Annotated in this window: 1 protein-coding gene; it reads right to left on the bottom strand. The window is 35.4% G+C overall.

From position 1 onward, the window contains the following. Nucleotides 1-20: 20 nt before the first annotated feature. Nucleotides 21-635 (bottom strand): DUF7738 domain-containing protein, encoded by a 615-nt coding sequence (locus KCG35_RS25840; protein ID WP_215822768.1) that lies wholly within the window; start codon nt 633-635, stop codon nt 21-23. Nucleotides 636-773 lie beyond the last annotated feature (138 nt).

The following is a 773-nucleotide window of genomic DNA, read 5'->3' as shown; positions in this document are numbered from 1 at the left end:
TTGACCCTGTAGTGGTTTAGTTAGTCTTCCATTGTGTAAAGAATGCTCAAATCAGGTAGTAAATAATGTAAGTGGGCTGATTTGCCATTGTCACAGGGTAATCTGCCAAAGTAACCAAAAAAGTCTTCTGAAAATAGGGTAGGTTTGTTGTGTTTTTTTAAAAGCGCATTAAACTCATAGGGATGAATTTGCCAGTCTAATATTTGCCCACGTATTTTAATGCGAGCGCTTTTGGTGTGTGCAAGCCAGCTACGGTATCGAATCTTATTTCTAAGATTGGGTTCATCTTCTTCATAGGCTTCTTCTATAGAAGCACTTTCAGCAGCCATTGGTGCAAGATAAATACTCACTGTGCCAGTGTTATTGGTTTCTGTTGAAAAATACACATTTAGGCCAAACTTCGACCAAATCAACCAGCTAATATTTTTGCTTTCTTTATCAGGAGGTCCAAACACTTTATACCATTCATCTTTATGGGTACCATAGTGAACTTTCTTGCCATTATACTTGAGATAACAGCCATCTATTTCGACCACGTTATCATTTGAAAAAGCGGTTATTGGCATTAAAGTAATTAAAAGTAATACCTGCAGAGTTAACTGTGTTGTTGATTTATGTATTCTGTTCATAGTCATTATAGTTTTTCACTTTTAGCGTTTTTTGTACTTATTTGGGTCTGAATACAAGTTACCATGAATTATCATAATATAACTTAGCCCTTGAGGTTTTTCGGAGTAACCATAAAATGGTCGAAATTTGACATAAATCTCATC

Origin of the sequence: Zooshikella harenae (assembly GCF_018837975.1) — a bacterium.
GTDB lineage: Bacteria > Pseudomonadota > Gammaproteobacteria > Pseudomonadales > Zooshikellaceae > Zooshikella > Zooshikella harenae.
This window is presented reverse-complemented; position numbering and strand designations above follow the sequence as displayed.